Source organism: Priestia sp. VA7, from assembly GCF_055710015.1.
Window position 1 is genome coordinate 227,796 of record NZ_JBVQPN010000002.1, and the last position, 25,789, is coordinate 253,584.

At 37.5% G+C, this 25,789-nt stretch carries 27 protein-coding genes; 15 read left to right on the forward strand and 12 right to left on the reverse strand.

Translation table 11 applies throughout. From position 1 onward, the window contains the following. Positions 1 to 45 precede the first annotated feature (45 nt). Together AC0C45_RS07725 and gdh are read left to right on the forward strand one after the other, a co-directional pair. Positions 46 to 906, forward strand: coding sequence for a RhaT/GlcU family sugar-proton symporter (locus AC0C45_RS07725; protein ID WP_013081864.1), 861 nt, complete (start codon positions 46 to 48; stop codon positions 904 to 906). A gap of 17 nt (positions 907 to 923) precedes the next feature. Then, a complete protein-coding gene (gdh, locus tag AC0C45_RS07730) occupies positions 924 to 1,709 on the forward strand; it encodes a glucose 1-dehydrogenase (protein WP_013055546.1) in 786 nt (261 codons plus the stop codon). A 32-nt stretch (positions 1,710 to 1,741) separates the two neighbouring features. On the opposite strand, the gene AC0C45_RS07735 is transcribed toward gdh, so the two are convergent. The 6 genes from AC0C45_RS07735 to AC0C45_RS07760 form a co-directional block, all read right to left on the reverse strand. Continuing rightward, entirely contained in the window at positions 1,742 to 2,323 is a 582-nt protein-coding gene (locus AC0C45_RS07735) for a ferric reductase-like transmembrane domain-containing protein (protein ID WP_472928017.1), read from the reverse strand. Beyond that, positions 2,298 to 3,221: an FAD:protein FMN transferase gene (locus AC0C45_RS07740; protein ID WP_034654180.1), complete on the reverse strand. Its 924-nt coding sequence runs from the start codon at positions 3,219 to 3,221 to the stop codon at positions 2,298 to 2,300. The genes AC0C45_RS07735 and AC0C45_RS07740 overlap by 26 nt, the downstream gene beginning before the upstream one ends. A 12-nt stretch (positions 3,222 to 3,233) precedes the next feature. Continuing rightward, the gene (locus AC0C45_RS07745) at positions 3,234 to 3,620 is read right to left on the reverse strand and encodes a hypothetical protein (RefSeq protein ID WP_237893514.1); all 387 of its coding nucleotides are present in this window, start codon (positions 3,618 to 3,620) and stop codon (positions 3,234 to 3,236) included. Positions 3,621 to 3,835: 215 nt separating this feature from the next. Next, positions 3,836 to 4,306: a DUF2178 domain-containing protein gene (locus AC0C45_RS07750; protein WP_034654174.1), complete on the reverse strand. Its 471-nt coding sequence runs from the start codon at positions 4,304 to 4,306 to the stop codon at positions 3,836 to 3,838. Beyond that, the gene (locus AC0C45_RS07755) at positions 4,296 to 4,514 is read right to left on the reverse strand and encodes a helix-turn-helix transcriptional regulator (RefSeq protein WP_237893516.1); all 219 of its coding nucleotides are present in this window, start codon (positions 4,512 to 4,514) and stop codon (positions 4,296 to 4,298) included. Before AC0C45_RS07755 ends, AC0C45_RS07750 begins: the two co-directional genes overlap by 11 nt. Positions 4,515 to 4,662: 148 nt before the next feature. After that, on the reverse strand, positions 4,663 to 4,863 hold the full coding sequence (locus AC0C45_RS07760) for a YolD-like family protein (RefSeq protein ID WP_370881275.1): 201 nt from the start codon (positions 4,861 to 4,863) through the stop codon (positions 4,663 to 4,665). Between the two features lie 375 nt (positions 4,864 to 5,238). Here AC0C45_RS07760 and ltaS point away from each other — a divergent pair, with 375 nt between their 5' ends. After that, on the forward strand, positions 5,239 to 7,167 hold the full coding sequence (ltaS, locus tag AC0C45_RS07765) for a lipoteichoic acid synthase (protein ID WP_237893518.1): 1,929 nt from the start codon (positions 5,239 to 5,241) through the stop codon (positions 7,165 to 7,167). A 76-nt stretch (positions 7,168 to 7,243) separates the two neighbouring features. Here the strand turns inward: ltaS and AC0C45_RS07770 are convergent, their stop codons facing one another. Further along, positions 7,244 to 7,444, reverse strand: coding sequence for a YolD-like family protein (locus AC0C45_RS07770; RefSeq protein WP_074893948.1), 201 nt, complete (start codon positions 7,442 to 7,444; stop codon positions 7,244 to 7,246). A gap of 229 nt (positions 7,445 to 7,673) precedes the next feature. Further along, on the reverse strand, positions 7,674 to 8,144 hold the full coding sequence (locus AC0C45_RS07775; protein ID WP_034654168.1) for a GNAT family N-acetyltransferase: 471 nt from the start codon (positions 8,142 to 8,144) through the stop codon (positions 7,674 to 7,676). 96 nt (positions 8,145 to 8,240) lie between these two features. Between AC0C45_RS07775 and pdxR the strand changes: the two genes are divergently transcribed. From pdxR to AC0C45_RS07820, 9 genes are all read left to right on the forward strand, one after another. Then, positions 8,241 to 9,653: a MocR-like pyridoxine biosynthesis transcription factor PdxR gene (pdxR, locus tag AC0C45_RS07780; protein ID WP_051975640.1), complete on the forward strand. Its 1,413-nt coding sequence runs from the start codon at positions 8,241 to 8,243 to the stop codon at positions 9,651 to 9,653. A 134-nt stretch (positions 9,654 to 9,787) separates the two neighbouring features. After that, positions 9,788 to 10,723, forward strand: coding sequence for a homocysteine S-methyltransferase (gene mmuM / locus AC0C45_RS07785; protein WP_171777668.1), 936 nt, complete (start codon positions 9,788 to 9,790; stop codon positions 10,721 to 10,723). A 295-nt stretch (positions 10,724 to 11,018) separates the two neighbouring features. Further along, positions 11,019 to 11,651 (forward strand): fumarylacetoacetate hydrolase family protein, encoded by a 633-nt coding sequence (locus AC0C45_RS07790; protein WP_013081877.1) that lies wholly within the window; start codon positions 11,019 to 11,021, stop codon positions 11,649 to 11,651. Positions 11,652 to 12,596: 945 nt separating this feature from the next. Then, positions 12,597 to 13,160 (forward strand): ImmA/IrrE family metallo-endopeptidase, encoded by a 564-nt coding sequence (locus AC0C45_RS07795; protein WP_047932369.1) that lies wholly within the window; start codon positions 12,597 to 12,599, stop codon positions 13,158 to 13,160. Positions 13,161 to 13,488: 328 nt separating this feature from the next. Beyond that, positions 13,489 to 14,793: a CitMHS family transporter gene (locus tag AC0C45_RS07800; protein WP_034654158.1), complete on the forward strand. Its 1,305-nt coding sequence runs from the start codon at positions 13,489 to 13,491 to the stop codon at positions 14,791 to 14,793. A 153-nt stretch (positions 14,794 to 14,946) separates the two neighbouring features. Then, a complete protein-coding gene (locus AC0C45_RS07805) occupies positions 14,947 to 16,536 on the forward strand; it encodes an ATP-binding protein (protein WP_034654150.1) in 1,590 nt (529 codons plus the stop codon). 27 nt (positions 16,537 to 16,563) lie between these two features. After that, positions 16,564 to 17,235 carry a response regulator gene (locus AC0C45_RS07810; protein ID WP_013081881.1) on the forward strand — a complete coding sequence of 224 codons (672 nt, stop codon included), beginning with the start codon at positions 16,564 to 16,566 and terminating at the stop codon, positions 17,233 to 17,235. Positions 17,236 to 17,259: 24 nt separating this feature from the next. Next, a complete protein-coding gene (locus AC0C45_RS07815) occupies positions 17,260 to 18,228 on the forward strand; it encodes a tripartite tricarboxylate transporter substrate binding protein (protein ID WP_025749762.1) in 969 nt (322 codons plus the stop codon). A 134-nt stretch (positions 18,229 to 18,362) separates the two neighbouring features. Beyond that, positions 18,363 to 18,542, forward strand: coding sequence for a hypothetical protein (locus AC0C45_RS07820; RefSeq protein WP_412999388.1), 180 nt, complete (start codon positions 18,363 to 18,365; stop codon positions 18,540 to 18,542). Positions 18,543 to 18,573: 31 nt separating this feature from the next. Here AC0C45_RS07820 and AC0C45_RS07825 read toward each other — a convergent pair whose 3' ends face one another. Continuing rightward, positions 18,574 to 19,446, reverse strand: coding sequence for a LysR family transcriptional regulator (locus AC0C45_RS07825; RefSeq protein WP_016763152.1), 873 nt, complete (start codon positions 19,444 to 19,446; stop codon positions 18,574 to 18,576). A 140-nt stretch (positions 19,447 to 19,586) separates the two neighbouring features. On the opposite strand from AC0C45_RS07825, the gene AC0C45_RS07830 reads away from it, so the two are divergent. Together AC0C45_RS07830 and AC0C45_RS07835 are read left to right on the forward strand one after the other, a co-directional pair. Then, a complete protein-coding gene (locus AC0C45_RS07830) occupies positions 19,587 to 20,705 on the forward strand; it encodes an AbrB family transcriptional regulator (protein ID WP_016763153.1) in 1,119 nt (372 codons plus the stop codon). Positions 20,706 to 20,770: 65 nt separating this feature from the next. Beyond that, positions 20,771 to 21,544: a class I SAM-dependent methyltransferase gene (locus tag AC0C45_RS07835; RefSeq protein WP_016763154.1), complete on the forward strand. Its 774-nt coding sequence runs from the start codon at positions 20,771 to 20,773 to the stop codon at positions 21,542 to 21,544. Between the two features lie 38 nt (positions 21,545 to 21,582). Here the strand turns inward: AC0C45_RS07835 and AC0C45_RS07840 are convergent, their stop codons facing one another. From AC0C45_RS07840 to AC0C45_RS07850, 3 genes are read right to left on the reverse strand one after another with little or no spacing between them, the layout of a single operon-like run. Continuing rightward, on the reverse strand, positions 21,583 to 22,428 hold the full coding sequence (locus tag AC0C45_RS07840) for an ABC transporter permease (protein WP_013081885.1): 846 nt from the start codon (positions 22,426 to 22,428) through the stop codon (positions 21,583 to 21,585). Continuing rightward, positions 22,421 to 23,626 (reverse strand): quaternary amine ABC transporter ATP-binding protein, encoded by a 1,206-nt coding sequence (locus tag AC0C45_RS07845; RefSeq protein WP_013081886.1) that lies wholly within the window; start codon positions 23,624 to 23,626, stop codon positions 22,421 to 22,423. Before AC0C45_RS07845 ends, AC0C45_RS07840 begins: the two co-directional genes overlap by 8 nt. Before the next feature lie 35 nt (positions 23,627 to 23,661). Beyond that, on the reverse strand, positions 23,662 to 24,525 hold the full coding sequence (locus AC0C45_RS07850; RefSeq protein ID WP_034654140.1) for a glycine betaine ABC transporter substrate-binding protein: 864 nt from the start codon (positions 24,523 to 24,525) through the stop codon (positions 23,662 to 23,664). 561 nt (positions 24,526 to 25,086) lie between these two features. Here AC0C45_RS07850 and AC0C45_RS07855 point away from each other — a divergent pair. Then, positions 25,087 to 25,674, forward strand: a complete 588-nt coding sequence (locus tag AC0C45_RS07855; protein ID WP_016763156.1) for a TetR/AcrR family transcriptional regulator — start codon at positions 25,087 to 25,089, stop codon at positions 25,672 to 25,674. Positions 25,675 to 25,789: the final 115 nt, after the last annotated feature.

Genomic DNA, 25,789 nt, shown 5'->3' on the forward strand with positions numbered 1-25,789 from the left:
ATATGCACTTTGACATTTAATTTTAACACAGGAAGGTTTTGAAACATGGACATATTTTTAGCCGTCTTACCAGCCATATTTTGGGGAAGCATTGTGCTTTTCAATGTGAAACTAGGCGGAGGACCTTATAGTCAAACGCTTGGAACCACATTGGGAGCTTTAATTTTCTCCATCGGTATTTATATTTTTGTACACCCTACGTTTACACCTTTAATCTTTGGGGTTGGAGTTGTTTCGGGGCTATTTTGGGCAGTTGGACAAAGTAATCAGCTGAAAAGTATTGATTTAATTGGAGTTTCTAAAACGATGCCTATTTCAACGGGGCTTCAGTTAGTTTCCACTTCATTATTTGGAGTAATTGTGTTTCACGAGTGGTCTACAAAAACTTCAATCATTCTTGGTGTGCTCGCTCTTATCTTTATTATTGTAGGGATTGTTTTAGCATCACTTCAAAGCAAAGAAGAGAAAGAGGCTGAAGAAGGAAAAGGAAACTTCAAAAAAGGAATTGTTATTTTATTAATTTCAACCGTTGGTTATTTAGTTTATGTTGTAGTAGCCCGTCTATTTAATGTAGACGGATGGTCGGCTTTATTACCTCAAGCAATTGGTATGGTTATTGGAGGAGTATTGCTGACGTTCAAGCATAAGCCATTTAATAAATATGCAATTCGCAACATTATCCCAGGTCTTATTTGGGCCGCTGGTAATATGTTTTTATTCATCTCACAACCTAAAGTAGGCGTAGCGACAAGCTTTTCGCTTTCTCAAATGGGAATCGTCATTTCAACATTAGGCGGGATCATTATTTTAGGTGAGAAGAAAACGAAGCGTCAGTTAGTTGGGATTATTATTGGGATTATACTGATCATCATAGCAGGAGTCATGTTAGGGCTCGCCAAAAGCTAACTAGGAGGTTATTAGCAATGTATAAAGATTTAGAAGGAAAAGTAGTTGTCATAACAGGTTCATCTACCGGTTTAGGAAAAGCAATGGCGATTCGTTTTGCGACAGAAAAAGCTAAAGTAGTTGTGAACTATCGTTCGAAAGAAGAAGAAGCTAACAGCGTTTTAGAAGAAATTAAAAAAGTGGGCGGAGAGGCTATTGCCGTCAAAGGTGATGTAACAGTTGAGTCTGATGTGATCAATTTAGTTCAATCTGCTATTAAAGAATTTGGAAAGCTAGACGTTATGATTAATAACGCAGGAATGGAAAATCCGGTTTCGTCTCATGAAATGTCTTTAAGCGATTGGAATAAAGTCATTGATACGAACTTAACGGGAGCATTTTTAGGCAGCCGTGAAGCGATTAAATATTTTGTGGAAAATGATATTAAGGGAACAGTTATTAACATGTCGAGTGTTCACGAGAAAATTCCTTGGCCATTATTTGTTCATTACGCAGCAAGTAAAGGCGGAATGAAGCTCATGACCGAAACACTTGCATTAGAATACGCTCCAAAAGGTATTCGTGTAAATAACATTGGACCGGGAGCGATTAATACACCGATTAACGCTGAGAAATTTGCTGATCCTGAGCAGCGTGCAGATGTAGAAAGCATGATTCCAATGGGATACATTGGAGAGCCGGAAGAAATTGCAGCGGTTGCTGCATGGCTAGCTTCTTCAGAGGCAAGTTATGTAACAGGGATTACACTCTTTGCTGACGGCGGTATGACACAGTACCCATCATTCCAAGCAGGACGCGGATAAGAAAAAACGCACTCTATGATAGAGTGCGTTTTTTAGTTTTCCTGAGCTTTTTGGGGATTCTTAGGAGCTGATGACTGGTGTTGAATTCGTAAAAAAAGCAAAATCAAAACGATGCAGCCAGTGATGCTGTACATCCCAAGAATAAGCGGCTGCTGTGTATCTGTTCCAGAAGTAATGCCGTGATACAGTGCGAGCAAATAGCCTGGAAAAGCAAGAAAATGAATGGCTTTCCATGTTTTTCTCCCCAGCTGTCTTATAAAATCGGATGTGATAATCAGTACAAATAAAATGTAGAGTGAAATAGTACCAAGACCTGTGCTAACTGGTTTGTAATCGGAAGTGAACGGAATTAAAATGTCAGAAAGTGAAAAATGAATAGATTGATCAAATGATAAAACAAGTCCGTGAATCATGCCAAATAATAATCCGAACCACCCTGATGATTGATGAACCAGCAAAAGCTGTTTTTTTCGTTTTGGTTTAAAAAATGAAAAGCTGTGAGAAATGCCAGCGGCAATCGATACAAACATGAGCAAATAAGAAGTTAAGCCGGCTGCCCGAATGGTATTCCAAACGGGAAAGTGGGCACTAAATTGCGCGAGGAGAGTAGCCATAATGGTATACCTGACCTTTCACATTTTTTTCGATTAACACTTCGCCTTCTTTTGTAACCGCAATTACCTCTAAAGAAGGGTGATGCATTTTAGCTAATCTTAATCCGGCGTCCCACCCGAGAATAAGCATGCATTTTGCATAGACTTCAGAAACGGTCAAGTCTTCTGAAACAACCGTTACTTGCAGAAGCTCTGATGAACTAGGCTTGCTGATTCTGCCGTCAATAATATGATGGTGAGTGTGTCCATTTACTTTCCACAATCGCTTGCCCACACTGCTTGTGGCAATGCCGCTGTTGCTCTTTACTTTAATACTCATGAGATTTTTTGATAAATCAAATGGATGAGAGAGCGCAATGGACCAGTGCTTGCTAGCAGGCCCCCACGTTACAATATCACCCCCTCCATCGATTCCACCAAGTGAAGTTCCTTTTTTCTTTAATTGATTCGCCATTTGCTGAATGCTCCAACCTTTTGCGATTCCGCCTAAATCCAGACCGACATTAGAAGCAAGCTGAATACTTCTCATTCCTTTGTGAATCATAATAGGGTTAACAGCATCAAAAGCTGCTATTTCTTGAGGAAGCTGATTGTTAGGCAGTTGTTCAAAACTTTGGTTATATCCTAGAGTTTGAATAGAATGATAAAGAAATGGGTTGAAAATTCCGTTTGTCTCATTGTAATAGTAAGAGGCTGTTTTTACAGCTTCATACAACATTTTTGACGGTAAAAATAATCTTCCGTTCAGCGAATTAAGCTGTGAAAGCTCGCTTGTTGGAAGAAAGCGGCTTAGGGTTTCTTCTACAAGATAACACCAGCTCTCCACTTTTTTGATTACAGGTGTTTCCAGCTGATATACATTAAATTCGGTATTCATCGCTTTAAATGAGTAGCTCATTACATCACATCCTTAAGAAGGTCTTGATTGCATAGAGGAATCATTATTATTCCCCCAGTTATCCTGGTCATTGGAGGAATTATCATTTGACCACTGGTCTTGCTGATTAATCGAATCATCGTCTGACCATTGATCACTTTGCTCATTAGAACTGTCATTTGACCACTGATCTTGCCCGTTAGTTCCATTGTCCGTATTGGAGTCAGGTCCTGAATTTGGAAATAGGTCCGTCTCATCTTCCGTTTGGGTTTGCGATGAATTACTGGCTGATGTATCGTTATTTAGTGCTGTAGCTGTTGAATTTGTTTGATCATATTTTTGAGAAAGTCCTACAAAAGTGGTAAATGCAGCAACGCTCGATAAACCAACCATCCATTTTGTCCATTTATTAGCTGCCATTGATATGCTCCTTTTATCTTTCCTATTTTGCAACTGAACACTGAAGAAAAACTGCAATGGAAGGTAACGTACATCGTTCAATTGTTATAGTTCAATATAGACAGAGAAAATGAAAAAATAGTGAAATAGATGTAGGGCGGATTATTTTTGTGGGGGAATTCAGCGAATTATTAGATTAAAAAAAGGTTGTTCTTTTTAGAACAACCTTTTTTTAATCAGCGGTAAATCTTACTAATTGATACGTAATAAACCGTTAACTGCACAAGAGAAAGAAGCAAAAGAACGGCAATGGGATAGAAGCTAAAAGAATTAGGTAGCAGCGGATAAAAAGCTATTAATATAGCCCCTATAGGAATAGAAAATAGGAGAAAAACAAAGGCTTTCTTACAAGCTTCTGCTGTTATCATCTTTTCACGTTCATCTTCTTCTGCAAATTCAAAAGGGAACAATAAAGGCGAAACGTTCTTCGTCTTTTTACGCGCGCGGTAGTAAAAAAATGAGACGATTAAAAGCACAATTAAAGAAGCAAAAGACCCTATAGACATAGTAATTTCCCACGGGGGTTCAGGGTGGGTCATAACTTCACTAAATTGAATATTTAGGCTTAAAAAATCATATAAAAACCAACCTACGCACAACAGAGACACTACATTCAACAAATAAGATTTAATAACATTACTCAACATTTTTCTCCTCCTTTTGAAGTGTAAAAACATCTTCCATTTTTAATTGAAAGACATCACAAATTGTTAAACCAAGCAGTAGGGAAGGAATGTAATTTCCCTTTTCAATAGCTGCGATGGTTTGGCGAGTGGCTCCAACTTTTTCAGCTAAATCTCCTTGCGTATATCCATGTTTAGCTCTAAGCTCTTTTACATGATTAATAAGAGTCAATATGATCCCCCGCTGACTTTTTAATAAATTTGTTAAGTTGATTTAACATTATGTAAAGTTAATTTAACATTAATTGGATTATTTTTCAATAATTAATGGATAAAAAATACAAAAAAGATCCTAGAAGAGTTCTTCAGGATCTTTTTTGTTAATAAATTTCTTTAATGCCAGACAAACGAATGGAAAAAATGTTTTGTTTTTCATCTCGTAGGGAGAGGGTTTGGTCGGTTAGGTTTAAATTTTGGATTTTTCCTTTGAAGGTTTGAAGCAGGCCATTTTCGTAATAATTCACGGTTACATGTTTGTTTTTCTTTAACGCTTTTAAAATCATTAATTCATCTCCTTTCATGTGTGCATCTGTTATGAAAAGAAAGCTGTAGCTTAAGCATAAGAATTTGGAGAATGCTCAAGGCAGAATTATTATTATACAGCAAGATGAGAATAGTTTGTAGATAAATTGTGAAAAAATGCACAAGTTTGCAGTACGGGTGTTGCAACAGAATACAGTATATGAGGGAAGAAGGGGTTTTATGATAAAAAAGGTGATTTTAGTTTATTTATTTGTGGGTATTAGGTAAACTAGTAGATGAATTTAAAGAATCTATCTATGGTTGTGAAGGCTAGGATTTCATTTAATTTTCATTTTCTATGAGTATAATGATAAAGGTTTTCTATATGTTCTTTGTGAATCTACTCATAAACTAATCGAGAAAGGAAAATCAAAATGAAGCGAATCGTTTCTAAGCCGCTGCACTATTTCATATTAGCCGCTGTTTTAATGTGGATAAAGTCGTATGTGGCTTATAAAACTGAATTTAACTTAGGCGTAAGCGGCGTAATGCAGCAAATTCTGCTGTTCATAAACCCTGTGAGTTCAGTGCTGATTTTTTTAGGAATCGGCTTATTTTTTAAAGGAAAAAAAGCAGGAGCTTGGATTCTTGCAGGCAGTTTCATTATGACGCTGCTGTTATACAGCAACATTCTCTATTATCGCTTTTTTAACGATTTTGTAACGCTTCCTACACTATTGCAGACAAGTAATGCAGGGAGTATGGGCGGAAGCATTATGGATTTATTAAAAGCACATGATGTTTTTTATTTTGTTGATTTTATTATCTATTTTTTCTTCTTTTTTAGTAAAAAAATTGACTGGCATAATGAAAAAGTATCGGTTAAGAATGCTGTAACCATTCTTTCTTTAGGATTCATGGTCTTTTCTGTCAACTTAACATTAGCAGAAATTGATCGCCCGCAGCTTCTATCTCGAACTTTTGACCGCAATTATCTAGTAAAGTATTTAGGCGCCTATAATTATACGATGTATGACGGTGTTCAGACTGCTCAAAACTCTAAACAGCGAGCTTTTGCAAGCAGCAATGATTTAACAAACGTCGTTAATTTTAAAAACAGTCATTATGCGGAGCCTAATTCCGTTTATTTTGGAAAAGCTAAAGGGAAAAATATTATTAAAATTCATTTGGAATCATTTCAGTCTTTTTTAATTGATTACAAATTAAATGGTCAGGAAGTGACACCTTTCTTAAATTCGTTGGCCCATGGAAATGACTTTACGTATTTTGATAACTTCTTTCATCAAACGGGACAAGGAAAAACATCAGATGCTGAGCTGATGATGGACAACTCTCTATACGGCCTTCCTCAAGGTTCCGCCTTTGTACTGAAAGGAAGCAATACGTATCAGGCAGCACCAGCTATTTTGGATCAAAAAGCTGGCTATACGAGCGCTGTGCTGCACGGAGACTATAAGACGTTTTGGAACCGTAACGAAATTTACAAGCAGTTCGGTGTGGATAAGTTCTTTGATGCAAGTTATTACAATATGACGGGTGAAAATAAAATTAATTATGGCTTAAAAGACAAACCGTTCTTTAAAGAATCTGTTCCAATGCTGCAGTCTTTACCACAGCCGTTCTATGCGCATTTAATTACGTTAACAAATCATTTTCCATTTTTACTTGGAAACAATGAGGCAAGCATACAGCCTGCTAACACGGGCGATGCAACAGTTGACCGTTATTTCCAAACGGCTCGTTATTTAGACGAATCATTGCAATCTTTCTTCCAAGAACTGAAAGCTTCTGGGCTTTATGATAATTCTGTGATTATGATTTATGGAGATCACTACGGTATTTCTGAAAATCATAATGCGGCAATGGAAAAAGTAATGGGAAAAGAAATTACGCCTTATGAAAATGCTCAGCTGCAGCGTGTACCTCTATTCATTCACGTTCCTGGAGTAAAAGGCGGAGTTAATCATACGTACGGTGGAGAAATTGACGTTGTGCCAACTCTTCTTCATTTAGTAGGGATTGACAGCAAAGAGTTTATCCAATTTGGCACAGATTTATTTTCTAAGGATCATGATGATGTAGTGGCATTCCGCAATGGCAACTACGTATCTCCTAGATATACATTAGTGGATGGAACGTATTATGATTCTAAGACGGGCCAAGCGCTTAAAGAAAATAATCAAATGAAAGCTTATAAACAGAAGGTAGCGAAAGAACTGGAGTTATCTGATCAAGTGCTTTATGGAGACTTGCTTCGTTTCCACAAGCTGAAGGATTTCCAAACAGTCGACCCTTCGAAATATATGTACGGGAAAGAAGAAACAGAAACATCAGCTAAATAAAGCTAAAATCAAAAGAACATGATGACTTCTGCAAAGCAGAATGAACATCATGTTCTTTTTTACTGTAAACTATTCATCAATAAATTTCTTTAATTCCCGATAAACGAATAGAGAAAGTATTTTGCTGTTCATCTTTTAATGAAAGCGTTTGGTCTGTTAAATCTAGGCGCTGTACTTTTCCTTTAAACGTTTGAAGCAAACCGTTTTTATAATAGTTAATTGTAACGGCCCCGTTTTTTCTTAATGCTTTTAAAATCATCTTCAAAACTCCTTCCATATTTAAAATGTTTATGATTAACGAGCTGTAACATTCATTTTCATTTGCATATTTTTATTATACACAAAAATAGAAAGCGTTTTCACTTAAAGTTTGAACACTTTGTGAAAACTTTAACAGAGAATATGACAAATACATACAGAAACTAATTGATTTGTCGTATTCATCATAAAACACATTTATGAAAGGAGTGTTAAGAACGTGTTAAAACTTTATGGATGGAAGAATATTATAAAATATCGTTTGAAATGTCGTAGTGAATCCATTCATCGTTCGTTACATTTCCGCCCATTTTTCTGTAAAGCATTTGGGCTCCTGTGTTATCATAAGCCGTTTCCCAAGACATAGCTGCATACTGATGTTCTTTTGTATACTGGTGACTAGTCGAAAATAACTTTTCTCCAATTTTTTGTCCTCTTGCTTTTTCAGTAACGTATAAGTCATTTAAAATCGCTACAGGCTTTACACGCGTGGTGCTAAATGTAAAATAAAGCGTCGAAAAACCTACTGCTTCGTCATTTTGAGTCGCGATAAACTGAACGCCAGCATCCGGATGCTGAAATAAGTGATTAATTAAATTTCTCAGCTGCTTTTTGGTAGGCTGAGGGCGCTTGTAAAAATCAACAATGTATTCGTTCATTAATGAAATAAGTGCTTCCATGTCAGCGGCATTAGCTTGACGAATTGTAATAGTAGTCATTAAATCTTCTCCTTTTTAATCAAATGATCTACACTTATAGTAAAAGAAATGTATCCCCTCTAAAAGAGCCAGATTTGAAAAATAAAATAGGGACAGATGAAAGGAAATAGCGTGAAGTTCACACCTTTATTAAACCGTAAAGATGATATGCCTTTGTATCAACAGCTATATGAATATATAAAAAAAGAAATTGTATCCAGCAGGGTGGAAGTAAATGACAAACTGCCTTCTATCCGGTCTCTTGCTGATTACTTAAACGTAAGTCGAAATACTGTAGATGTGGCCTATCAGCAGCTTTTAGCTGAAGGATATGTAGAAAGCAGGCCCAAAAGTGGAATGTACGTAACGAATACACAGTTTGATTTACTGCAAATAGATAAAAAGCCGGCTGTATTTTTACACCCTCACTCAGAAACAAAGTCGTGTACCTATGATTTTCGGTATGGAAAAGTTGATAGCCGTTTGTTTCCCTTGAATGAGTGGAAAAAACGATACAATGAAAGTCTTCAAACTTATAGAGAATCTCTGTTTACTTACCAAGAAAGTCAAGGAGAAGAATCACTGCGAAAAGAAATTGCGACGTACCTTTATCAATCAAGAGGAGTGGTTTGTTCAAAACATCAAATTATTATTGGAGCAGGTACGCAGCAATCACTCAGTTTATTAGCGCAGATGCTAAAACCAAGCATCAGGGACATTGCCTTTGAAAATCCTTGTTATGACGGGGCTAGCTTTGTATTTAAGCAGCATGGATTTTCCTTAAAACCCGTGTCGCTTAATAACAAAGGGATAAACATCCAGGAGCTTTATGACAGCCTAGCACGAGCTGTTTATGTCACACCATCTCATCAGTTTCCATACGGAATGATCATGCCTGTTTCAAGAAGAATAGAGCTTCTTAAATGGGCGAATGACCGCAACGGGTTTATTATTGAAGATGATTATGACGGAGAATTTCGTTATAAAGGCTCTCCCATCCCTTCATTGCAAAGCTTAGACACTAAGGGGCGCGTCATTTATACAGGTACATTTTCAAAATCTTTTATGCCTTCTTTAAGAATCAGCTACCTTGTATTACCTGAAGTTCTTCTAAAGGAATATCATGAACATTTCTCATTATACGAGCAAGCTGTTCCAACTCTCCATCAGCGGACGCTCGGGCTGATGATGAAAAATGGAGAGTGGAGTAAGCATTTAAGAAGAGTGAGAACTGTTTATCAACTGAAACACGTTACTCTTTTAGCAGCTTTACAGAAAGAGCTTAACGAAAACATTACGATATCAGGTGAATCTGCAGGTTTGCATATACTTGTACGCGTGCACAACGATATGACCGAACAGCAGTTAATTAACGCAGCTCGAAAGCAAGATGTCTCCGTCTACGGTACCTCTCGTTATTGGCTTACGGAAGTACCTAAACAAAAGCCTCATGTTTTGTTAGGCTTCGGAAGTTTGGGGAGAGAAGAAATAGAAGAAGGAATAAAACGATTAAAAAAAGCTTGGTTATAAATCCATGCTCGTTTTTTCGGTTTCTTGACAAAAGTTGCCTAGTCCTTTAGACTTTTTTGCATATATTTTAAATTATCTGAAAGGAGGATAGGGTAATCGAAGCTAACTGCTAGTGGACAACCCTAGATTAAACAATGAATCCTATCCAACAAATTTTACATACATTCCCTGTGATTGTACTAGATGGTGCAATGGCAACTGAACTTGAAAGATATGGCTGTGATTTAAATGACAGCTTATGGTCTGCAAAAGTGTTGATGGAGCAGCCGGAATTGATTAAGAGAGTGCATCAAGACTACTTTGCAGCAGGAGCTGACTGTGCGATTACAGCAAGTTATCAAAGCACATTTGAAGGTTTTGCTAAACGTGGCTTGAGTGCATCAGAGGCTCGCGAGCTAATTCAAGCATCTGTAAAAATTGCGGCTGAAGCGAGAGATGAATTTTGGTACCAAGAAGAGAATCGTCTTAATCGTCCAAAACCAATTGTTGCCGCTTCGGTAGGGCCTTACGGAGCATTTTTAGCAAACGGATCGGAATATACTGGACAGTATGACGTAACAGAAGAAGAGTTAATGGAATTTCATCGTCCTCGTATGAAAGCATTAATTGAAGCAGGAGCGGACGTATTAGCTTGTGAAACTATTCCTAATTTAATGGAAGCAAGAGCCATTGCGAGGCTGCTAGAAGAGTTTGAAGGAGCGTACGCATGGATTACGTTCAGCGCAAAAGATGATCTGCACATTAGCAGCGGAACATTAATCTCGGAGTGTGCACGCTATCTGGATTCCTATGAGCAAGTAGCGGCTCTTGGAGTTAACTGTACGCCGCCTCAATATATTTCTTCACTTATTAAAGAAATTAAATCTCAAACGGATAAGCCAGTCATTGTGTATCCAAATTCAGGGGAGCATTATGATGCTGAATCTAAAACATGGAACGGGACATCTGCTGGCGAAACGTATGGCTGCAGCGCTCACAGCTGGTATGAAGCAGGTGCTCAGTTAATCGGAGGGTGCTGTCGTACAACTCCAGATGATATCAAAGGCATTACAAAATGGGCTAGAAAATAACGGATTAAAAGAAAGAGAATGTGAGAAAAGTTGTTTCGCTAGCGTTAAAAACGAACGATCTATCAAAAATAGATCGTTCGTTTTTTTTTATGGTCATGGTGAACGTAGGTTTCGTGTGGGCAGGTCCTTCTAGCTGTTGCACGGAAATCAACAAAGGTGTCATAAGCAGTTCAGCTCATTTATCCCCATTTTACGTCTTTAGATTAGATTCATTTTATTATGTCCCAATCTTTTTTTTCTTGTAAAATAAAAGAATACAAGTTAAAAAATCTTTATTTGAACGAAAGAAGGGATGATGAAAGTGAAAGATATTAAAAATATTTATTGTGTGGGGCGGAACTACGCACTGCATGCAAAAGAATTACATAATGATATTCCAACATCACCTTTTTTATTTTCCAAACCTACTCACGCTCTCGTTGAAGCAGCTGGACAATCAATCACTCTTCCTAGCGACCAAGGAGAGGTGCACTTTGAAACTGAACTGATTCTTCATATTGGACAATCTTACAAAGAGGGCATAACAGTAGATGAACTTGTTGACGAGATGACGATTGGATTAGACTTGACCCTTCGAGACGTGCAGAGTGAATTAAAACAAAAAAAGCACCCTTGGCTGCTTGCAAAAGGATTCAAACGTTCAGCGGTCGTGGGAAACTTTATTCCATTTGAAGGAGTAGAAGCATCTAAGAAGAAAGACTTTTCGTTAGTGAAAAACAATGAACGCGTGCAGCTGGGGAATATTAAAGATTTGATTTTTGACTTACAAACGATTATTGATTTTACAGGAAAACATTTTGGTCTTGATAAAGGAGATCTTATTTTTACAGGGACACCTGAGGGAGTAGGTCCGCTTACTCATCATGATGAGCTTTCACTTAAATGGGGACAGCAAGAGCTTGGTTCTTGTATCATTTCCTTTCGTTAACAAAAAGAAGCGGAAACAAAAGTAGTTTAGTTGAAGGAAGATCCGAACGATGAATCGAGATTCTTGATAGAGAATCCAACTCGTTCGGATTTTTTATTGTGATGGTGAACGTAGATTGTATATATTTGCTTCTAGCTGTTGATTAGAGGGCAAGGCGAAGACTCCGTCGGGGAAAGTGGAGTGGCTGAGACCCCGCAGAAGGGTAAGTGAAGTTTTGCACGAAAATCAACAGCGGCGTACCACGCAGTCCAAATCATTTATCCCATTTGTTCGTATTTAGATTGGCTTGATTTCGTTATGCCTCAATCTCTTTTTTTACGAAATCTTAATTTTTTAGCCTTCAGAATGAATTTAATATCCAATGGGAAAGCTGTTTCTATCTCCTATAGAAAACGAGTTCTTCAGCATGGTGCTCTTAATCCTTACAACGATGATTTCTATTTTGAGTGTACTAGTCATGCCGAAACGTATCAGCTGGATAGAAATGTACACAACTTCTTTGTTTGTTATGTTTTTAGGATCGGTAGGAGATGTATATCTTGATGTTAAATATGATCTTTATGGATTCTTTACAAAAGGAGTATCCAAACAGAAGTGTTTTATTATAATGCATGGAAGACGCTATACTCGTTGTTTTGCTATCCTTTTCTTTATATAGCAATGGTTTTAAATTTAAAAATGATACGTAGGCTTCAGATTATCGATAAACAAAAATAGAAATAAAAAAAAGTAATGATAAATCATAAAAAAATGATATTTTATTAATGGCTACATATGTAATATAGTAAAAATAGAAAATAAACGAAGCAGCATATAAGCAGGGTTAAAAAACATCAAAACGGGAATCTTGACATTAACTTCATGTTTTTAACCATGTATTGTGAATGAATATACTTATTGCTAAATAATATGTTGTAGAAGGAATTTAGTAAAGGAGGCAAGAAGATGTTTAAGCGTAGTGAAAAAATCCAAATTCATGGTGTAACGTTTCACGGAGTCATGAGCGCGAAGCAAAAAGCCGCCCTGCAGGAAATTGCTAATGTAACAGACGAAAAAGACTGGGAGGGGCTAAAAGGTGTGTATTGCTTAGGCAGTGTAAAGGTGCAAGGAAAAGATGTGCTAGGCGTGTACTATGGCCAATTTAATGATAACCTTCCAAAAGAGAAGCGCAAACTTCAGTTTGAAATTGATTATATTAAATATACAGTAACGGAATGTCCTATTGTCTTTATCGATACAACAAAAAATAAAAAGCCTCATCAATTTGCTTTTATCATTCTGCATGAATTAGGCCATCATGTGGATCGTATGACAAATGGAACGCTTTTAAAAGAAGGAAATAGAACGCAAGAAATGTTTGCTAATACGTATGCTTTAGAGAAATATTCAAAAATAGAAAAGTTCCAAACAAAGAAGTTGAAAAACATTCCATTTTTAGAGGAATCTCTTACTCAATGGAATAAAACTCCTCATCCTGGCGCTTATTCTCTTAGAGTTCAAATTGAATAATTCACGAGAATAGTTCCTCTCTCTCCGTTTTTTTATTTTCCTATCTTTTTCTTCTTCCTTTCTTTTATCCTTCCAATGAACAAAAAGGATTTAATTACCCATAAAGTTTTAAAAGTTTTTATAGTACGAATTATTTACACTATACCCTCCTGTAAATTATGATTATTTTAAGAAAAAACAGAAAATTTTAAAGTTTTAAGGTACAACTTAATAGTGAACAAGCGATGTTGTAATCGTATAGACGAACTGGCATACATATGCGGGTCATACATACAAACGAATCGCTTCCACTGTTATGAAAGCGGATTCAAAAATAGGAGGGGTAATAATGTTAGCTATTCTTGGGTTTTTGATGGTTTGTACATTTATGTTTCTAATTATGACAAAACGATTAACGCCGCTTATTGCTTTAATGGTTATTCCAGTATTGTTTGCAATCATAGGGGGATTCACAAGTGATATTGGAGAAATGGCTTTAAATGGTGTAAAAGAATTAGCACCTACAGGCGTTATGTTAATGTTTGCTATTTTATATTTTGGGATTATGATTGATGCTGGTTTGTTTGATCCAGTTGTAGGAAGAATTTTAAAAATCGTAAAAGGTGATCCACTAAAAATCACAATTGGTACAGCTATTTTAGTTCTTATTATCTCATTAGACGGAGACGGAACAACAACATATATGATTACGCTCTCAGCGATGCTTCCGCTTTATAAAAAGCTAAACATGAAGCCTATGATTTTAGCCTGTATCGCTATTATGGGTAGTGGAGTTATGAACTTAACGCCTTGGGGCGGACCTACTGCTCGCGTGATGAGCGCATTGAAGTTAGATGCTTCCCAGGTGTTCACACCAATGATTCCAGCCATGATTGGTGGGGCTATTTGGTTATTATTTACGGCTTACTATTTCGGGAAAAAAGAGCGCCAGCGCTTAGGTGTTATTGATATTCAAGACGTTACAAATGCTCAAGTAGCTTTTGCAGAAGCAGCCGCTGCTGAAGGAATCGAGTACAAGCGTCCGAAGCTTTTATGGGTAAACTTTGCTTTAACAGCTCTCTTATTAGTAGGACTTATCACAGCAGTTATGCCGCTTCAAATTCTGTTTATGATTGGATTTGCAATCGCTATCATGATTAACTATCCAAATTTAGAAGTTCAAAAAGAGCGTATCACAGCACATGCTGGTAATGTACTTGCTGTTGTATCTCTTGTATTCGCAGCAGGCGTATTCACAGGCATTTTATCAGGTACAAAAATGGTAGATGCAATGGGTAACAGTTTAGTAGGATTAATTCCAGATGCGTTAGGGCCTTACATGTCTGTGATTACAGCCATCACAAGTATGCCATTTACGTTCTTTATGTCAAATGATGCTTACTACTATGGAATTTTACCAATTATTGCTCAAGCAGCTTCAGCATACGGTATTGATGCTGCAGAAATTGGCCGTGCTTCATTGATTGGTCAACCTGTTCACTTACTAAGTCCTTTAGTTGCTTCTACGTATCTATTGGTCGGTATGGCAAAAGTCGAGCTTGGTGAATTCCAGCGCTTTACTTTAAAGTGGACGATTGGAACAGCGATGGTGATGCTTTTAGTAGCTATTATTACAGGAGTTATTACGCTGTAAAGATCATGAACTTAAAAACTTATCAATTCCGCTTTTGGGATTGATAAGTTTTTTTGTCTAAAAAGCTTTTGGAATAAGGAGCGGATATACAAAAAATTTTGATAAAATAAAAGAGGAATAGAACTATAAGGTAAAGGCTAAAGGTGCGATGAAATGAAAAAATGGTTTCAAGTATCGCTGCAAACAAAAATCGTAGGTTTATCCGCAGCATTAATCATAACTGTTATTGTTCTTTTAGCGAGTATTTTCTCTTACATGCAGTTTGTAGAATCTAAAAGGCAAGCCGAGCAGCTGGCTCTTCAAGCAGCCAAATCAATATCATTTATGCCGGAAGTCAAAGCTGCTTTTCAAAAAAAACAGCCGAGTCGCTACATTCAGCCGCTTGCCGAGCAAGTGAGGGAACAAATCGGAGCAGCAAGTATTGTAGTTCAAAACCGTGAGCAAATCATCTATTCTCATGCTAATCAAAAATGGATAGGAAAGAAAGACAAAGAGGCGGTTAACGATAGAGCACTATTATTCGGCGGATATTATACGCTTGACGGAGAGGGAACCACAGGTCCTGCAATTATGGGGAAAGCGCCTATTGTCATCAGTCACGGAAAGTATACGGACGTCGTGGGAGTAGTGACGGTTGAGTTTTTAAAGTCTCATGTTCATGCTCAGCTCATTGCGCGCATTCAGCAAATTATCCTATTTTCACTAGCTGTTCTATTGCTTGGTATGATCGGGGGTATTTTTTTAGCTAAAAGTATTAAAAAAGATACTCTCGGTCTTGAGCCCCATGAAATCGCTTCTTTATACCGTGAACGAAATGCGATTTTACTTTCGATAAAAGAAGGAATTATTGCTATTGATCATCAAGGCTTTATTACGATGATGAATACATCAGCTAAAAATATGCTAGGACTACAGACGGAATATTTACATCATCATATCATTGAAGTATTTCCTTATACGAATATGATTGAAGTGCTAGATACGGGAATAGCCCGAAGCGACCAAGAGATTTTTCTGAATGAAAAAACGTTTATCTTAAACTTAACACCTATTATTGAACATCAGCGAATTGTAGGAGTGGTCGCTAGTTTTCGTGATAAGACAGAATTAAAAAGCTTAATCAATACGATTTCAGAAGTACGAAAGTATTCAGAGGATTTACGAGCTCAAACGCATGAGTTTACGAATAAGCTGTATGTTTTGTCGGGTTTGCTGCAGTTAGGGCAGTACAAAGATGCATTTGAGTTTATTCAAAAAGAATCAGCCGTACACCAAACACAAAACCGTATTCTATTTGATCAGATACTAGATTCTAAAGTCCAAGCAATATTGCTTGGGAAGATTGGAAAAGCATCTGAAAAGAAAATTCACTTTTCGGTTGATTCGGAGAGTACACTCGATACGCTCCCAGAACATATTGAAATTTCTCATCTCATTATCATTATTGGGAATTTAATTGATAATGCATTTGAAGCGGTGAGTCAGCAGTCTGAAAAAGAAGTGTCGTTTTTTATTACCGATATTGGTCATGATTTAATTATTGAAGTGATGGATAATGGACCTGGTGTATCAGAAGAAGTACTAAATCAAATTTTCACAAAAGGTTTTTCAACCAAAGGTACAGACAGAGGATACGGACTGGCAAATATAAAGAAAATGGTAGATGAGCTTGGAGGATCTATTGAAGTGTATAATCAGCCAGAAGGAGGAGCTATTTTTTCAGTTTACCTTCCAAAAAACTGAATCATGAGAAGTAAGGGGAGAGTTGAAATGTTAAGAGTCGCAATTGCAGAAGACGATTTTCGAATTGCTCAAGTTCAAGAACGATTTTTATTAGAAGTAGATGGTGTGGAAGTTGTAGGTAAAGCGTTGAATGCAAAAGAGACGCTTGAAATGCTAAAGGAGAAGAAAGTTGATTTACTTCTTTTAGACATCTATATGCCAGATGAAATGGGAACAGATTTACTGCCAAAAATCAGAGCGCAGTTTCCACACGTTGACGTTATCGTGGTAACGGCTGCCACCGAAAAAAACATTGTAGAAATCTGTTTGAGAAACGGCGTCGTTAATTATTTGATTAAGCCGGTTATGATGGAATCCTTCATTAATGCTATTAAACAGTATCAAGAGAAAAAGGAACTGTTTAGTACGCATGAAGAAGTAGATCAATCATTTATTGATGCGTACTTTGGACATGTCAGGACAAAGCCAAAAGCGGATAAATCTCTTCCTTCAGGTATTGATGGTATCACATTACAAAAGTCAAAAGATATTTTAAAAAGCATCAAAGGAATTACGATCGAAGAGATGGGGCAGCACATGGGAGTATCTAGAACGACAGCTAGACGATATTTAGAGTATCTAGTATCAACTGGTGAATGTCACGTTGAATATGATTATGGGATTATTGGACGGCCAGAGCGCAAGTACTATTTAGCGTAGCATTAGCCTTGAAGGATGGTATATATGATCAAAAAGCTCATGATAGTGTTTATAAGTGTATTGCTTGTTAGCTGTTCTTCTCCCTCTAAAAAAGACCGTATTGATATGGGGGAAATTGAAATTGTGGCAGCCGGTGCAAAAGGCGGAGGAGCAGACGCAACAGTAAGAGCCATTCAACAAGTGCTAACGGAAAAGAAGATTGTGAAGGTACCCGTTTCTGTTAGTAATAAAATAGGTGGGCAAGGTGAAGAAGGATGGAAATATATTAAACAGAGAAAAGAAGGGAATATTGTTTCCGGAAATTCCAGCTTGCTGATTACAAATAATTTGCTAGGGCAAAGTCAATTAACATATAAAGACTTTACTCCGCTCGCTATTTTAACATCTGAATGGGAGGTCATCGTAGTTCCTGCTAACTCTCCTATATATAATTTAAAACAGCTCATACGCACGTTAAATCAAAGTGAATCCAGCATGAAAGTGGGAATATCACCTCGCTTAGGAAACGACGATCATTTATCGTTCATGCAGCTAAATAAAAAAGCAGGCGTAGACTCTTCCAAGCTTGAGTTCTTCGTTTACAATAGCAGTCATAAAGTGATCGATGCACTCGTTCATCATCAGCTAGATGTAGCACCTATGTCATTATCAGAAGTGAAAAAGCAGTATGAACAAGGGCAGGTAAGAATACTCGCCGTTTCTTCTCCCAGCAGGCTAGAAGAGTTAAAAGAGATCCCAACGTGGAAAGAAGCGGGAATTGACGTAACGTTTAGCCATTGGAGAGGTCTAATGGGACCGCCTAATATGACCAAAGAGCAGGTAGCATATTGGAATAAGACAGTGTATGAAATGGTTCATACAAAAGAATGGGAACAGCTGCTTAAAGATAACGATTTAACCTCTTTTTATAAAAATAGCAGCGGTGCTAAAGTCTTTCTTGAACAGCAAAGCAAGCTATATTCTGACTTAATGGGCGGAACAAATGATGAATAAATATAATAGAAAGAGGTTAGGATAAAAGGATTTTAGACGGAGTGAAAAACGAACCATTGATCAAGATTTTTGATTCGTGTTTCGTTTTTTTGTTTTGGTGAGCATAGTTTCATCTGTTCTGTTCCTTCTAGCAGTTGATTGGAGGGCAAGACGAAGACTCCTGCGGGAAAAGCGGAAGGGGTGAGACCCCACAGGAGAGTAAGCGACGAGGAGGCTCACCGCCCGCCCGCGGAAAGCGAAGTCTTGCACGGAAATCAACTGCGGAGTCAAAAGCAGTTCAGCTCATATATCTCATTTGTTCGTCTTTAGATTGAATTCATTTCGGTATGTCTTAACCTCTTTCTATCAGTGTACATCTTTTAAATCCAAGTTTTGAATGAACTCAATAAAAGCTTTTACGATGTTAATCTTTAATGAATCCTCATGATAAAACATCCATGTACTGCGCGTTAAAGGCTGCTGGTCTTTTGTTTTTAACGTGTATCTGTAAATCTCTGCTGCGTCATCAAGCAGCATACTCGGCAAAATCGCGTAACCGAGTCCGTTTACAACCATCTTTTTGCATGTTTCTGCTTTATCCACTTCAATACTGACAAGGGGAGGCTGAGAGTAATTTTCAGCCCACCAGTTATCAACAGATGTTTTTAAAAAACGATCTTGGTGATAGTCAATCCGAGGTAGATTGGGAAGGTTGTTTATGTCGACAGGCTGTGCAGACGCAATGCAAATTGTTTCTTTAAAAAGCAGCTCTTTCTGATCTTGCCAGTTATAATCACCTTTTACAAACGCAATATGAACATCGTGCTTATAAAGAAGATGAGCCATGTCGCTGCTCCATCCGGTCGTGACTTTGAATTCCACGTCAGGAAATCGCTCTTTAAATAAGCGTAATAGCCCAGGTAGCTTGTAGTCAGTGAAAAAGTTAGACACTCCTAGACGTAAAGTACCGGTTAATTGATCATCCATGTTTAACACATTTTCTTTTATTTTTTGAAGCGTGAGCAGCATTTCTTCTGCGCACTTCACTAAATATTCTCCCTGCGGTGTAAACTGAACTCCGCGGCGTCCTCTGTTCACGATCTGAACATGAAATTCCTTTTCCATCTGCTGCAGTCTATGCGTAAGCGCAGGCTGAGAGATAAACAGCTCCTTGGCTGCTTTTGTAATGTTTTTTTCTCGATACAACACTTGTAGAATAAGCCAATCTCGATCGTCCATACTATCCCTCCAGGAATAAGAAAAATGAATGGTTTATAATAAAATTTCGATATTTTAATTATCTCTAAAATTATACTATAGTTAAGAAGAAGAATGTTCGGCGTAAGAAAGAAAAGCCTTGGAGAAGGAAGGAAGTAGATATGAACGCAAGAATTATTTTTTTACAATCTATATTTTTTATTTTATTAACATGCGTGGGAGGATTTCTTCTATCGTTAACAGGCTTATCCATTGGCTGGATGCTTGGGACCCTCATTTTAGCTGCTATTCTAACTTTTCGGAAGCCGCGTTTTTTATCTCAAACAAGCAAAAAAGGTATTCCAAAATATTGGCTGTACGCAGGACAGTGTATTTTAGGGATTGAATTAGGTCAAAAGATTAACTTGTCTGTATTAACTACGTTTCAATCTCACTGGTCCACCATTACGATCATGCTTTTGCTGTCCGTTGTTTTTTCTCTTTTATCCGGTTATTTGCTATGGAAGTTCAGTTCCACAGATTTATTAACAAGCTTTTTCGGCACGACTCCTGGAGGAATGAGCGCAATGCCAGGCATGGCTGAAGAGGTAGGGGCCAATACGGCAATTGTAAGCATTATTCAAACAATGCGCGTGTTTTTAGTTGTGCTTGCTGTTCCTTTATTTGTGGTTTATTGGGGAAGTAATACAGGACGGCATGCAGTGTCAGTTACCCCAAGCGTTTTTCAATGGGGATCACTGTTATGGACAGGCGTTTTAATCGTTACAGCAGTAGTAGGCTATTATATAGGAAAAAAACTAAAATTTCCTGCGCCTTGGTTAGTAGGAGGGATGCTTACTGTTGCGATTGTTCAAACAGCTGCTTCATCGTACGTAGGGTATAATCTTCAAGCATACTGGCCTCATTCTGTGATGATTTTATCGCAAATTTTTATTGCTTCAAGCATTGGTTCTCGCTTTCATAAAGAAATGTTTATTGGCGTAAAAAAAATTATGGTTGTTGCGCTTATTAATACAATCGGTTTGATCGCCGCTATGTTCGTATGTGCACTAGTAGTCTCCAAAATAACTGGAATTGAGCTTATCACGTCTATTTTAGCGTTTGCTCCTGGGGGCATTGCAGAAATGGCGACTACATCCATTGTATTGCAGGCTGATTCGACGTTAGTAGTAGCGGTCCAAGTGCTTCGGATTTTAACCATTTGGCTGCTTCTTCCTCCGCTGTTTCGATTGTTTCATCAGTGGGGAGAAAGAAAAAGAATACATTCACACGTTTCATAATAAATATGTGAATGCACTAGGCAAAGTAAGAGAGAGTTTTACAGAGAGAAATGGGGGGAGAAAAGATGAGTAATAAAGAAATGGTGGTCAGTCAGTTCGGGGGGAATGCCGGAAAGTATGTCAAAAGTAAAGGTCATGCAAAAGGCAAAGATTTAGCGGTTTTAGCGGAAATTGCTGAAGAAAATAGAGGAGGAAAGCTGCTTGATGTAGCGACAGGAGGAGGACACGTGGCAAATAAGCTAGCACCTGTCTTTCAAGAAGTAACGGCTTTTGACTTAACTCCTCAAATGTTGCAAAGTGCTGAAGGCTTCATTAAAGAAAATGGTTATGAAAATGTATCGTTTGTTCAAGGAGATGCTGAAGATATGCCATTTCAAGATGACGAGTTTGATACAGTAACGTGCAGAATTGCACCGCACCATTTTCCTAATATTAAACAGTTCATCAAAGAGGTGTACCGAGTGTTAAAGCCAGGCGGACAGTTCTTGCTCATTGATAATGTAGCACCGGAAGTGAATGCTTATGACGAGTTTTATAATCGAGTTGAAAAGACAAGAGATCCAAGCCATTATCGTGCTTATAAAAAGACAGAGTGGCTTTCTATGCTTGAAATGCAAGGATTCCGTACAGAAGTGCTGACAACTTTCTCAAAGCGCTTTTTATTTGATGACTGGTGCGGGATGATGAATGTTTCGGAAGAGACAAAGCGTGAGCTTACTCAATATATGCTGAATATACCAAGCGGGTTTAAGCAGTTTTTTGATATCAAAACAAATCAACAGGGAATTGAATCGTTTCAAGGAGAAGCAATCTTTGTAGCGTGTTGCAAAAATAAATAACAAGAAGCCAACTCAGCGGAGTTGGCTTCTTGTTTTACTTATGCTCGTTGGTTTGAACGATTTCCAAAATATTGCGTAATACGGTCTAAAATAATCGCTAAAATAACGATTGAAATTCCGGCTTCAAAGCCCGTGCCGACTTCAAGTCGAGAAACTGCACGATATACTTCCGCACCAAGCCCCGGAGCACCTACAAGAGAGGCAATAACAACCATTGAAAGAGATAGCATGATGCTTTGGTTAATTCCGGCCATGATGGTTTTTGTAGCTAATGGAAGCTGTACTTTAAATAATTTTTGTTTTGTTGTTGAACCGTAGGCATTTGCTGCTTCTACTAAGTCAGCGGGTACTTCACGAATACCTAGATTCGTTAAGCGAATCGTCGGAGGCATTGCAAAGATAACAGATGAGATAACACCTGGTACCACACCAATTCCAAAGAAGAAAAGTGCTGGAATCAAATAAACGAATGCGGGCATTGTCTGCATAAAGTCTAAGATTGGCGTAATAATTCGAGCCGTCTTTTCGCTTTGAGATGCCCAAATGCCAAGCGGAATTCCTACTATAATCGAAATCAGTACGCTTGTTAAAACGAGGGCTAGTGTGTCCATGGTTTCTTGCCAGTAGCCAAGATTAAGAATAAATAACAGGCCAATCATCGATAAAATAGTAAATGACCATTTTTTACTTGAAAACCAAGCAATGATTCCGACAATTAAGATTAAAATCAATGCGGGTGGAAAGGTTAGCACTAGTACAATAAAACTTACAATACCATCGACAATAGCTGAAATAACATCAAAAAACCCTTTGATATTATCGTTTAAAAACGTCACAAAATGGTCAATCCAATTGCCAACGGGAATTTTAGGAATACTATTCATTTACGTTCACCTCATTACTATCAGTACCAGCGAGTGCTTCAATTACTCGTTCTTTTTTTATGATGCCGCGCAGACGATGGTTTTCATCTACAACCGGTAGTGGAAAGCGGCTGATAACCATTTTGTCGTACAAGTTTTCTAGTAGCGTATCTGTTGTAACAGTTGGAATATCCGTATCTAATACGTCTGCTGTCAGTTTATCTTGTTTAATGGCGCGGCTAATATCATCTGCCGTTACAACTCCTAGAAGCGTTTTTTTCTTGTCTACGACGTAGATGCTTGAATAACCAGCTTCTTGCATAATTTTAAGCGCCACGCGCGGACCTCGGTCTACGGTAATAGATTCAGCACGGTTCATCACGCTTTCAGCTGTGTATACTTTAGCTACATTAACGTCTTCTACAAAGCGCTCAACATAATCATTGGCAGGGTTTGTCATAATTTCTTCAGGTGTTCCTACCTGAACAACACTGCCGTCTTTCATTAAAACGATGCGATCTCCGATTCGAAGAGCTTCATCAAGATCATGGGTAATAAAAATAATTGTACGTTCCATTTTTTCTTGAAGCTCCAGTAAGAAATCTTGCATGTCTTTACGAATAAGCGGATCTAGCGCACTGAATGCTTCATCCATTAATAAAATGTCAGGGTCATTGGCAAGTGCTCGGGCCAGTCCGACGCGCTGCTGCATACCGCCGCTCAGTTCACCAGGGTATTGATTTTCGTACCCTTTCAAACCTACTAATTCAAGCGCTTCTTTTGCTTTTTTTTCACGTTCGGCTTTTGGTGTACCTTGAACTTCTAATCCGTATTCTGTGTTATCAAGAACCGTACGGTGAGGGAATAGGGCAAAGTTTTGAAAAACCATGCTCATTTTTTTTCGGCGCATGTCGCGAAGTTCCTCTTTGTTCATTTTTACTACATCGTCACCGTCTAAAATAAGAGATCCAGATGTTGGTTCAACAAGGCGATTAAACATACGAACTAAAGTGGATTTACCGCTTCCAGACAGGCCCATAATAACGAAGATCTCACCGGATTTAATTTCGAAGTTTGCTTGATTAACCCCGATTGTCATTCCTGTTTCTTCTAGAATTTCTTTTTTTGTTTTTCCTTTTTGAAGTAAATCAATCGCCTTTGACGGATTCTTACCAAACACTTTGGTTATATTTTGTACTTTTAATTTTACGTGTTCCATATGTCCACCTCAATTGTTGTTTTCATTTACGTTCATTACTCTTTTGTCCAACTGTCGATTAATTTTTTATGTTTTTTTACCCATTTCTGTGCTGCTTCTTCAGGGTTTGAAGATTTTTCGACTTGTGACAGAAGAGGACTGATTAATTTATCATTCATCTGTGCATTATTCATCCATTTTATAACTTGAGGATTTGTCTTTTTAAATTCCTTGCTTGTCATTGTGTAAATGTTGTCAGGATCTCCAAACGAATTTTTAGGATCTTTTAAGTATTTGATATCAAAGTCTGCAAAAGCCCAGTGCGGATTCCACATAGTCACAACAATTGGTTTTTTTGCATCATAGGCTTTGCGCAGTTCGCTGAGCATAGCTGCCTCAGACGATTTTACAAGCGTATAGTTTTTAAGGTTATAGTCCTTTAACGCTTGTTCAGCTAATCCGTTAATACTGGAGCCCGGGTCAATTCCAATGACTTTGTTATCGACATCGGAAGCAACTTTAGCAAGATCTTCTGTTGTATTCACGTCTTTCATATAGGTTGGAACTGCAAATCCTAAGCGTGCATTTTTAAGCCAAGGATCTTCAATGTTCACTTGATCTTTATACTTTTTGTAAAAAGGCGCATCTGTTGTAGGGAGCCATGGTGCAAATGAAATATCAATGTCGTCATTAGCTGTTCCTACCCAAACACCAGCTTTCTCTAAGAAAACGGTTCTAACCTTGTAGCCTCGATCTTCTAAAATGTGTTTCCACACGTACGTGTAGGCAATGTTTTCAGTATAGTTATTCATGCCGATGGTAATGGTTTTTTTATCTTTAAATGCACCATTACCGTTGCCGCAAGCTGAAGTAATAACTAGAAGAAAACAAATCATGCTGATTAACAATAGTTTCTTCATGCAGTGTAACTCCTTTATAAAGTTTTAAATCAATCTGACTGATATGTAGAACGGATGCTAAACACAACGAAGTGTATACCCGGTTTTTTTAGATGGTAAACATAGAAAATATAAAATGTGAAATAGAGTGGGTGATTTTTCGGCATTATAAAGTTATTTTTAGCTAAAAATGTACATCGTAGTTGCGAGAAATTATGGGAAATAAATGGATAAAATAAGTGACTGTAGAATCAGTTTTACATGTTATCACTCTTTTTTTTACTCCGTCAACTTCAAGTGAAGAGTAATTAGCCGATAAAGCTTTATAAATAAACGCAGAAAAATAGTTGCTTAAAGAGCGTTGTATCAGCTTTTACTTCGGATGGTTAAAGGAGGAGAAATAACAGTGAGACATATAAAAAGAGCGAGGATAAAATGATAAAATAAAAAAATATTTTTGAAGCCGGCATGCGACCGATTTTTAATTAAATTTAAAGATTCAGAAAATTTTATCTTGCATAATTTGCGTTGCTTATAGTAAAATGAATGAAAGTCATTCATTTTATAGGTGGAGGGAAAGAGTTGGTTACAAGCACAAGTGAAAAATACGATAAAATCTTACAGGCGGCGATTGAAGTTATATCTGAAAAGGGGCTTGATAAAACGTCAATTTCAGACATTGTGAAGCGTGCAGGTGTAGCTCAAGGAACTTTTTATCTTTATTTCAGATCTAAAAATGCCCTTGTTCCTGCTATTGCAGAGAACTTACTTTCTTTGTCACTTGAAAAAATTAAAGAAAGAGCTAAAACAGCAACAGATTTTTTAAGTACATTAGAGGTAATGATTGATGAAACGTATAAAACAACAGATGAATATAGAGATGTTCTTGTTTTATGCTATTCGGGGCTCGCCTTTGACTATTCATTAGAAACATGGGAAGCTATTTATTTACCTTATTACAACTGGTTTGAACAGGTATTAAATGAGGCAGTGAAAAAAGATGAAGTCATCAAACAGCTTAACGTTAAATGGACAGCTAAAACGATGATCAATTTGATTGAAAATGCTGCTGAACTTTTTTATATTGGGCGAGAGCAAGATGTCACACTTGAACAATCGAAGGAAGAACTTTTTCAATTCTTAAAGCGTTCTCTTGTGCCATCTATGTAATATTAGCACTGCTGATATTACACCTATCAAAATGACTGACATTCATTCAAAATATACAATTAATTATCAGAATTATAAGTTTTTAAAAGTTTAAAATGACTGACAATCAGTCGTT

What these genes read in the sequence shown, in the direction of transcription:
- AC0C45_RS07800 (WP_034654158.1), top strand. Translation starts at nt 13,489, where the DNA reads ATGTTAGCTATTCTTGGGTTTTTGATGGTTTGTACATTTATGTTTCTA.
- AC0C45_RS07805 (WP_034654150.1), top strand. Translation starts at nt 14,947, where the DNA reads ATGAAAAAATGGTTTCAAGTATCGCTGCAAACAAAAATCGTAGGTTTA.
- AC0C45_RS07760 (WP_370881275.1), bottom strand. Translation starts at nt 4,863, where the DNA reads ATGAAAGGAGATGAATTAATGATTTTAAAAGCGTTAAAGAAAAACAAA.
- AC0C45_RS07825 (WP_016763152.1), bottom strand. Translation starts at nt 19,446, where the DNA reads ATGGACGATCGAGATTGGCTTATTCTACAAGTGTTGTATCGAGAAAAA.
- AC0C45_RS07815 (WP_025749762.1), top strand. Translation starts at nt 17,260, where the DNA reads ATGATCAAAAAGCTCATGATAGTGTTTATAAGTGTATTGCTTGTTAGC.
- pdxR (WP_051975640.1), top strand. Translation starts at nt 8,241, where the DNA reads ATGAAAGGAAATAGCGTGAAGTTCACACCTTTATTAAACCGTAAAGAT.
- AC0C45_RS07810 (WP_013081881.1), top strand. Translation starts at nt 16,564, where the DNA reads ATGTTAAGAGTCGCAATTGCAGAAGACGATTTTCGAATTGCTCAAGTT.
- AC0C45_RS07725 (WP_013081864.1), top strand. Translation starts at nt 46, where the DNA reads ATGGACATATTTTTAGCCGTCTTACCAGCCATATTTTGGGGAAGCATT.
- AC0C45_RS07750 (WP_034654174.1), bottom strand. Translation starts at nt 4,306, where the DNA reads ATGTTGAGTAATGTTATTAAATCTTATTTGTTGAATGTAGTGTCTCTG.
- AC0C45_RS07770 (WP_074893948.1), bottom strand. Translation starts at nt 7,444, where the DNA reads ATGGAAGGAGTTTTGAAGATGATTTTAAAAGCATTAAGAAAAAACGGG.
- AC0C45_RS07795 (WP_047932369.1), top strand. Translation starts at nt 12,597, where the DNA reads ATGTTTAAGCGTAGTGAAAAAATCCAAATTCATGGTGTAACGTTTCAC.
- AC0C45_RS07735 (WP_472928017.1), bottom strand. Translation starts at nt 2,323, where the DNA reads ATGGCTACTCTCCTCGCGCAATTTAGTGCCCACTTTCCCGTTTGGAAT.
- gdh (WP_013055546.1), top strand. Translation starts at nt 924, where the DNA reads ATGTATAAAGATTTAGAAGGAAAAGTAGTTGTCATAACAGGTTCATCT.
- AC0C45_RS07845 (WP_013081886.1), bottom strand. Translation starts at nt 23,626, where the DNA reads ATGGAACACGTAAAATTAAAAGTACAAAATATAACCAAAGTGTTTGGT.
- AC0C45_RS07790 (WP_013081877.1), top strand. Translation starts at nt 11,019, where the DNA reads ATGAAAGTGAAAGATATTAAAAATATTTATTGTGTGGGGCGGAACTAC.
- mmuM (WP_171777668.1), top strand. Translation starts at nt 9,788, where the DNA reads ATGAATCCTATCCAACAAATTTTACATACATTCCCTGTGATTGTACTA.
- AC0C45_RS07850 (WP_034654140.1), bottom strand. Translation starts at nt 24,525, where the DNA reads ATGAAGAAACTATTGTTAATCAGCATGATTTGTTTTCTTCTAGTTATT.
- AC0C45_RS07775 (WP_034654168.1), bottom strand. Translation starts at nt 8,144, where the DNA reads ATGACTACTATTACAATTCGTCAAGCTAATGCCGCTGACATGGAAGCA.
- AC0C45_RS07840 (WP_013081885.1), bottom strand. Translation starts at nt 22,428, where the DNA reads ATGAATAGTATTCCTAAAATTCCCGTTGGCAATTGGATTGACCATTTT.
- AC0C45_RS07835 (WP_016763154.1), top strand. Translation starts at nt 20,771, where the DNA reads ATGAGTAATAAAGAAATGGTGGTCAGTCAGTTCGGGGGGAATGCCGGA.
- ltaS (WP_237893518.1), top strand. Translation starts at nt 5,239, where the DNA reads ATGAAGCGAATCGTTTCTAAGCCGCTGCACTATTTCATATTAGCCGCT.
- AC0C45_RS07740 (WP_034654180.1), bottom strand. Translation starts at nt 3,221, where the DNA reads ATGAGCTACTCATTTAAAGCGATGAATACCGAATTTAATGTATATCAG.
- AC0C45_RS07830 (WP_016763153.1), top strand. Translation starts at nt 19,587, where the DNA reads ATGAACGCAAGAATTATTTTTTTACAATCTATATTTTTTATTTTATTA.
- AC0C45_RS07745 (WP_237893514.1), bottom strand. Translation starts at nt 3,620, where the DNA reads ATGGCAGCTAATAAATGGACAAAATGGATGGTTGGTTTATCGAGCGTT.